At 69.5% G+C, this 8,424-nt stretch carries 3 protein-coding genes; all 3 read right to left on the bottom strand.

The window, feature by feature from the left end:
- Window positions 1-109: 109 nt before the first annotated feature.
- On the bottom strand, window positions 110-2,056 hold the full coding sequence (locus CQZ88_RS10945) for a 3-oxoacyl-ACP synthase III family protein (protein ID WP_006946876.1): 1,947 nt from the start codon (window positions 2,054-2,056) through the stop codon (window positions 110-112).
- Between the two features lie 53 nt (window positions 2,057-2,109).
- On the bottom strand, window positions 2,110-2,943 hold the full coding sequence (locus CQZ88_RS10940) for a 3-oxoacyl-ACP reductase family protein (RefSeq protein ID WP_006946880.1): 834 nt from the start codon (window positions 2,941-2,943) through the stop codon (window positions 2,110-2,112).
- Window positions 2,944-3,827: 884 nt separating this feature from the next.
- The coding region (locus CQZ88_RS10935) for a carboxyl transferase domain-containing protein (RefSeq protein WP_258008551.1) at window positions 3,828-8,424 on the bottom strand (4,597 nt) is incomplete at its 5' end.

The following is an 8,424-nucleotide window of genomic DNA, read 5'->3' as shown; positions in this document are numbered from 1 at the left end:
GAACGCCGCAGGTTAAACGTCAAGCTGAGAATCGGTACCGAAAGCCGTTGCCCGCGTGCGCTGGTGCGCACGCGGGCAACGATTCCCCACGCGGGGAACGACGGTTCGATCAGCCGAAGGCGAGTGTCACGTCGTCCGAGGTGGACGCTGCGCGCAGCGGGTCGATGGCCACGGCCCCACCGTCGACCGGGCGGAAGGGTGCCACCACCGCCGGATCGATCCGCAGCACCGTGAAGCCGGCGACGGCGCCGGCGCCGAAGCCCGGAGCGAAGATCCGCACGGGTTCGGTGATCACCCCGTCCCGGACCGCGTCGTGGATGGCGAGCGGGATGCTCGCCGACGAGGCGTTGCCCACCTTCTCGATGTTGAAGTACAGGCGGTCCGACGAAAGGCCGGCGTCCGCCGCGAGCTCGGTGATCATCGTCTTGTTCGCCTGGTGCGGGACGATCAGGTCGATGTTGTCGAGCAGCGTTCCCATGCCGCCCTCCGGGGCGGGCAGGGCCTTCACGTCGTCGAGCATCTGGACCAGATAGCGGCCGGCGAGCGCCTTGACCTCGGGTCCGTAGACGGTGATGTAGTTGTCGAAGTCCGGGTTGGGCCAGATGATCGAGTTGACCTGGCTGTTCGGGCCGCTGGCGTAGGTCTGCATGTACTCGATGTCCGGTGCGGAGCCCTCGGGCGCCACGCCGACCACGAGCGCAGCCGCGCCGTCGCCGAAGATCATCCGAGAGGGGCGCACATTGCCGATCTTGTCGGAGAACTTCTCCACGCACACCACCAGCACCGGCCGCTGCACCTGCTGCAGGATCCGGGTGGCCTCCGCCAGCCCGTACGGCAGGCCGGCGCACGCGGCGACCAGGTCGAACGAGGCGTGGGTCTGGGCGATGCCCAGCTCGCCGGAGATCCACGTGGCCAGCGACGGGATCAGCCGGGCGCTGGTGCAGGTGCACACGATCACGGCCCCGATGTCCTCGGGTCCCACCTGCGCGTGCTCGATCGCCGACTTCGCCGCCGACAGCGCGAGGTCCTCGAAGCTGCCCGAGGTGTAGCGGCGCTGTTCGATGCCGGTCTTGGCGGTGATCTCGTCCGCGGTCATCGGCGACCAGTTGTAGGCCGAGTTGCGGATCAGATCCTCGTTGGTGCACACCTGATCACCGTGCGCGACGGCGAGGGCCTCGATGCGCGGCTGCACCGCGAAGTCGCGGCGTACGTCGATCGTCGGGTACGGCCGCGAGGGCTGCACCGGCTCGACCTTCGCGGGGACGGCGGCGCGGGCGGTCCGACCCGAGGTGACCCGGGAGATGAACCGCTGCACGTGCCGGTCGCGCGGGTAGTAGAGCACGACGTAGTCGTCGTCGCGCAGCTGCCCCACCTCGGTGAGCTCGACCTGGGTTCGCTCCCACGGCTGCTGGTTGTGCAGCACCATCGACCAGCGCCGCAGCGCCTCGAGCTCGGCGACGTCCTCGTGGCAGTCGAGGATCTCGTCGTAGCCGAACCGGGGGAAGTCCGGGTTGTACGCACCGAGGCGCATCGTCCGGTTCGACGGATCGGAGATCAGCTCTGCGACGGTGGGCTTGACCGTCGGCAACCCGGAGGCGATGTGCTTGCGGGCGCCGAAGACGTCGAAGAGGGTCTCGAAGATCCGGTCCTCGGCGGGGTCGTCCCAGCCCGCGGGCAGGGCGCGGTAGGCGTCCGCGACCTGGGCGGTCTTCGTCTCACTGTCCGGCCACGGCGTCAGGACGGGCATGTAGACGTCGTCGCGGTTGCGCGGCACGTCCGACCACCGGGTGGGGCGCTTGTCGAACATCGTGATCGCGAAGCGGTTGGCCCAGAACAGGTTCAGCGCCATGTCGCGCATGAGATCGACCTTGGTGCGGTAGACGCCCTGCGCGTGGCGCGAGAGGATCTCCGAGACCGTGGGGGCTTTGGTCTCGAAATCGCGACGGATGACGGCATCGAGCTGCTCGACGCTCGTCATCGTCGAGAAATCGAGATCGGGAAAGAAGTTGGACGGGAAGACGATCCGCCCGTGTCGGTTGAGCTCGAAAGGCTGCATGTGCCGAAGTACCGTTCAGTGAGAAGTGCGGAGGTGTGTCTGGGTGCAGCGGGTCACATGTCGAGTCCGCCGTTGACGCCCCACACCTGACCGGTGATGTAGGACGAGGCGTCGGCGGCCAGGAAGTGGACGACGCGGGCGATCTCTTCGGGATCGGCCAGGCGGTTCACCGGGATCGTGCTCTTGATGCGATCGAGGACCTTGTCCGGGATGGTCTCGACCATCTCGGTGGCGACGAAGCCGGGGGTGATGGTGTTGACGGTGACGCCGATGCTGTCCGGGGTGAGCTTGCCGGAGCGGGCCAGCGTGAACGCCGCCTCCTTCGCGAGCGTCTTGGTCAGGCCGAACATGCCGGCCTTCGAGGCCGCGTAGTTCGCCTGGCCGATGTTGCCGGTCTCGCCGATGACGGACGAGACGTTGACGATGCGACCGGTGCCGCGCTCGAGCATGTGCTTCAGGGCGGCCTGGGCCAGGAAGAAGGCGCCGGAGAGGTTGACGGAGATGACGTTGTTCCAGTCGTCGTCCTCCATCTTCAGCACGGTGCGGTCGATGGTGATGCCGGCGTTGTTGACGAGGATGTCCAGGCGCCCGTGCCGCTCGATGACCTCGTTGATGGTGCGACGGCAGTCGTCCGCGTTCGCGACGTCGCCCTTGTGCACGCTGTACTCGACGCCGTTCTGGCCGTTCGCCTGGATGTCCGCGAGGAACTGGTCGGCCTGGGCGGTGTTGCGCCCGTACCCGGCGGCCACCGTCGCGCCCTGGGCGGCGAGGCTGCGGCTGATGGCCGCGCCGATGCCGCGCGTTCCACCGGTCACGAATGCGACGCGGCCGCGCAGCTTGGTGCCGGCGACGGTGGTACGGGACGACGGTTCGATGGTGCTGGTCATGTCGGTTCTCCTCGAATGCGGCGAACTCGACGGATGCCGTCGAGTACAGATGTGTCGGGCCGGCGATGCCGGTGCCCCGAGCGGCGGTGCCCGGAGTCCGATCGGCGTGGGTGCTACCGCGAGCAGCTGATGTGAGCGTCCCTGCACGCTTCGCGATATTCGCCCCTGCCAACCGAATTCACGTAGTGCTCCCGCTCGTTCTCCCCTGTCGAGTTCAATGATGCAGCATCGCGCGTCATGTGTCATGTCTTTCGCCGAAAATGATTGGCAGAGCAATGACTTACGCTAATGATACTGAATAGTCTTGAATAACAACGGATTACGGTCATTGTTGGGGTGATGTTCACCTACAGGCCGACTGCATGTCCGTTCCGGGACCTTGGTCACAACACGCAACGCGCAGCGGGCCGATCGGAATGGCGCGCGGTACTACTGCACGGTCAGGAGTGCGGCATACATGCAGCTGGTCTGTTCGCGTATTCGTGATCTGCCTGCGAAATGTACTCCAGTACAACATAATTCACTGCTCGATCCGTGGCTGTTCCGCTCGCATGGGGGGTGCCGGCTCGAAAGCACTGCGTGCCAACAGCGTGCATGTAGCGACCTGCGCGGGGGGTGTGGGGGCGAAAATCGGTACCCGGCTCCACGCCGCCGCAAACCTGTGAGCTTGCTCACGATCGCATATTTCCCGGGATTGGGACACTCCGGATCGGGGGTTGTGTGCGCGGATCGGTCGCCTCGCCCAGCGACTGCAGGGCGACGTACGGCCGTCCCGGCGGGAGAAAGTACCCGGGACGCCGGCCGAGACGGTGACGGACCCGTGAGGGCACAAGAAAGGGCCCCGCACCGGCGAACCGGTGCGGGGCCCTTCGGGGATCGTGCGGTTACTGCGCGAGCACCTTCGCCATGCCTCGCTCGACGGCGGCGACGATCTCCGGCCGCAGGTCCGCGGCAGGGATGATCGAGTGCACGGAGCCGACCTGCTGGGCGCGCTGGATGTTGTGGATGGCCTCGAACTCCGCAGCCACCTCACCGAGCTTCTCCGACCGCACCGCCGTGCGCTGCGTTGCCAGCTCGACCCGCAGGCGGGCCTTCTCGCCGTCCTCGGCCGCGGCGAGCTGCGCCTCGAGTTCGGTGATCCGCGGATCCGCCGCGGTGCGCGCATTGACGTCGCGGGTGAACACCACCGCCGCGGCGGGTGCGCCGCCGAGCACGGAGGCGAACGAGCCCTCGACCGCGAGCACCTCCATGTTCTCGTTCAACGCGCCGGAGAACACCACGAAGGCGCCACCGTGGTAGCGGGAGACCACGACGAAGACGATCGGGCCGTCGAAATTGACGATCGCCCGGCCGATCTCGGCGCCGTTCTCGAGCTGCAGGTTACGCAGCGACTCGGGGGAGCCGTCGAACCCGGACAGGTTCGCCAGCACCACCACGGGGCGGTTGCCGCTCGCCGCGTTGATCGCCCGCGCGGTCTTCTTCGACGACTTCGGGAACAGCGTGCCCGAGGTCCACTGGTCCGGCCCGTCGGTGGGGAACCAGCCCTTGCGGGCGATGGCGCGGGACTCGATGCCGATCACCGTGACCGCGTTGCCGCCGAGATGGGCGTCGAACACCACCGACGTGTCGGCGTCGGCCATGTCTGCCCACCGCTCGAGCACCGGGTGGTCCTGGTCGACCACCGCGCGCATGACCGTGCGGATGTCGAACGGCTTCTTGCGGTCCGGGTTGGTCTCCGCGGAGAAGATGTCGCCCACCGTGGTGAAGTCGCTCGACGGGTGCACGTGCGGGTACACCCGGACGTCGCGCTCGATCGGGTCGACGGTCTCGGCCTTGCGGGGGAACCGCTCGCCCGGGGCGAGGTAGGCGTGCTCGTAGTGCCCGAAGAGCACCTCGACCGCGGCCGACAGGTTCGGCGCCCAGTACTGCGCCTGACCGTTGGGGCCCATGACGCGGTCGTAGCCGCCGATACCGAAGTTGTCCTCGGCCGACACGCCACCGGAGTAGTCCAGGGACTGCTTGCCGGTCAGCACCATCGCACTGTCCGGGGTCATCACCAGGATGCCCTTGGTGTGCATGAGCATCGTCGCCTCGGCGTTCCAGTACGGCTGGGCGCCGACGTTGATGCCGGTGACCACGACGTTGATCTCGCCGCCGGCCTGCGTGAAGGTGATGATGCGGCGCAGGGCCCGCGAGACCCAGTCCATGTTCTCGGTGCCGGACTCCATCGAGATGGTGGCGCCGGAGGACAGCGCGAACCACTCGACCGGGACGCCGAGCTGCTCGGCCAGGTCGATCGCGGCGACGACGCGGGCGCACTCGGCCTCCGCGACGGTGCCGAGCGCCTTCGTCGGATCGCCGAACAGTGCGACGCGGGTCATGCCCTCCGGGTACCGCGGCGTCGGGGTGGTGACCAGTCCGACCACCAGACCGGCCTTGTTCCGTCCGTACGGACGCTGCACCGGCACCACGGCACCGGTGACACCCCCCGTCGCTGCGCTCGCCCCGGAGTCGTCGAGGTCGTACTCGACGAAGCTGCCCTTGCTGCCGGTGAGCAGCGGGATCAGCTCGTACGGGTACACGGTGCCGCGGGCGCGGGAGCGCTGGACCTTCTGGGTGTACTCGTCGAGCGGCTGCAGCGGCTCCTTCGGCGGATCGGTCACCCGCACGACCACGCCGGCGCCGGAGCGGTACGAGAATCGCAGCGCCACCTCGCGGGGCTCGGCCTCCGCGGTCTCACGCCACCAGCCGATGACGGTGATCTCCTCGAGGCCGGCGCCGACGGTGAGCGGGGCCGCCCCACGGCTGACCCGCTTCAGGTCGTCGATGCTCAGATCCACCTCGGGCCACACGAACAGCACCACGCGGTTCGCGTCGAGGCGGCGCTTGCCGCGGGCGGCCTGCGACCGGCGGATCGCGTCGAGGCAGCTCGACAGGGCCCGCTCGAACGCGGGCAGGCCCACGATCGTGCCGGTCTCGTCGCGCTGCGGGGTCAGGTCCCGCACCTCGGCGAGGGCGATGAGCCGCTCGTCGGACGGATTCTCGTTCGCCGCAATGTGATACAGGTACGAGTCCGGGTTCGCCGGCAGGCGGGTGCCGACGAAGTTCTTCAGCCGCCACAGATCCAGGCGCTGACCGGTGAGCGGGTGCATGTCGCGGATGTTGGTTTCCTCCGCGTACCCGGTCTCGAACGGGCGGAAGGTGAAGACGTGCTCCTCGGCGCGGTCGGTGTGGCACACCGTCACCGTGACCCGGCGGGCGGCGGCGGCGACCTCACGGCCGGCCAGCACCGCGCGCAGCGCCTCGGCCTGCGCGTCGGCGTCGGCGGGGGCGTCGTCCCACGCGAGGTACAGGTCGACCACCAGGTTGTCGGTGCCGGGCAGGGTGCGCGCCGACTCCTCGACGGTGTCCAGGGCCGCCTCGAGCTCGGCGTGCCGGGCCTCGGTGGAGATCAGGTACAGGCGGGTGCCGCGCAGATCGAAGTTGCCGGTGACGAACTGCCGGCCGCCGCGCACCTCGGACTGCACCTGCTCGAGCGTGCGGATCTTGTAGGCGCGGCGGGTGATGACCTCGAGCAGCGGGCCCGGAACGGTTTCCGGTCGGGCGATCTGCTGGGCGAGCAGGTCGATCAGCGGCTCGGGGGTGGCCACCAGGGCCTCGACGCGCTGCGCGTAGTCCGCGGCGCCGGGGTGGTCGGCGAGGTGGGCGAGGCTGCCGCGCACCCCGTCGTACACCTGCTCGCGGACCTTGCGGATCACCGGCTCCTCGAAGAGGCGGTAGCGCAGGTTGCGGGCCGCGTCGCCGATCACCGGGTAGCGCACCTGGGTGGCGACGATGAGCCGGTCGAGGACCTCGTTCAGCTCCTGCGAGATGCCGGCCGGTCCCTCGGTCTCCTCGAGCCACCGCTCGAGCAGTGCCGAGACCACCGGAACCTGCGTCTCGATGCGCTGCTGCGCGAGGAACAGCCGGTAGACGGCCTCCTCGAGCTCGGGGGTGCGATCCAGCTCGGTGACGTCGTAGTGCCGCAGCGCCTGCGACAGTCGCGCACGGAAGCTCTCGGGCAGGCCGCCGACCTCGACGTCGAGGGACTGCAGGTAGCCGTGGAAGTGCTCGCGGGGGCTGTGCACGCGCTCGTCGCTGGACTCCTCGGCCTGCGTCGGGCGGTTGCGCGAGAGCTCGCACACGTCGGCGAACGTGGTGAGCAGCGCCAGCTCGGCGCGCACCAGGTCGCAGTTCCCGGCGGCCTCGCCGCGCAGGCGGTCGTACTCGGCGAGCAGCGTCGCGGTCCGCTTGCCGGAGACGTCGTAACCGGTGACGAGCGCCTCGAGGGCGTCGAGCCGGGCCAGCGCGTCGGCCGCGGCGTCGCCGGTCACGACGGCGGCGGGTGCGGGGAACTGCACGCGCTCGACCGTCTCGGTGACGGTCTCCTCGGCGATCCGATCGACACGCAGCAGCGGTGCACCGGCGTCGACCTGCGAGTTGACCACGGCGAGGACCTCGCGGACGCGGCCGGCGAAGGGCGCGCGCACCGCGGTCTCCATCTTCATGGACTCGAGCACCACGAGCGTCTGGCCGGCCTCGACGTCGTCGCCGGGGGCGACGGGCACCGCGACGACGACGGCGGGCGCGGGGGTGCGCACGACGCCGGCCTCGTCCTGGCTGATCTGGTGGCTGATGCCGTCGACCTCGACGAGGAAGCCGGTGGCGCCGGCGATCGAGACGATGTGGTGGCGGCGGCCGGCGAGGACGAGCCGGGACTCGAACTGCCCGAGCCGGTCGACGTCCACCTCGAGTTCGCCGCTGCCGGCGTCGACGCGGTAGCGGTGCGGCCCGACCTGTCCGACGAGCAGCTCGTAGGCCTGGCCCTGGTAGCTCAGCTCGACCTTGCGGCCCACCGAGTGCCCGGCGCGGGGGCGGCCGCCGCGGGCGGAGGTGAGGAACGCGGCGCGCTCGTGGCTCTCCTCGGCGTCGTAGACGTCGACGGCCGTGGCGATCAGCGCGATGTCGGCCACCCGGGACGGACCGGTGGCGGTGCCGGCTCCGGTGCGGTCGAGCCAGCCGGTGTCGGCCGACGCGGAGATGACCTCCTCGCGGTCGAGCAGGTCGAGCAGGAACGACTTGGTGGTGGTGCCGCCGTCGAGGACGACGGTGGTCTCGCGCAGCGCGGTGCGCAGGCGGGCCAGGGCCTCGTCGCGGTCGCGGCCCCACGCGATGATCTTGGCAACCATCGAGTCGTAGTCCGGCGGGATGACGTCACCCTGGGCGATGCCGGTGTCGACGCGCAGGCCGGACCCGAGCGGGAACTTGAGCAGCTGCACGGAGCCGGGGGCGGGGGCGAAACCGTTGTCGGCGTCCTCGGCGTTGAGCCGGGCCTCGACGGCGTGACCGAACTCGGGCGGGCAGTCGCCGGGCAGCTTCTCCCCGGAGGCCACCAGGATCTGCAGCTTGACCAGGTCGATGCCGGTGGTGGCCTCGGTGATG

Origin of the sequence: Rhodococcus sp. ENV425, assembly GCF_002887785.1 — a bacterium.
In the GTDB taxonomy this organism is placed as follows: domain Bacteria; phylum Actinomycetota; class Actinomycetes; order Mycobacteriales; family Mycobacteriaceae; genus Rhodococcus; species Rhodococcus aetherivorans.
Note: the sequence above shows the minus strand (reverse complement) of the source record. Positions and strands in the feature narration are given on the sequence as shown.

Coding starts and splice junctions, on each gene's coding strand:
- CQZ88_RS10940 (WP_006946880.1), bottom strand. CDS start 2,943: ATGACCAGCACCATCGAACCGTCGTCCCGTACCACCGTCGCCGGCACC.
- CQZ88_RS10945 (WP_006946876.1), bottom strand. CDS start 2,056: ATGCAGCCTTTCGAGCTCAACCGACACGGGCGGATCGTCTTCCCGTCC.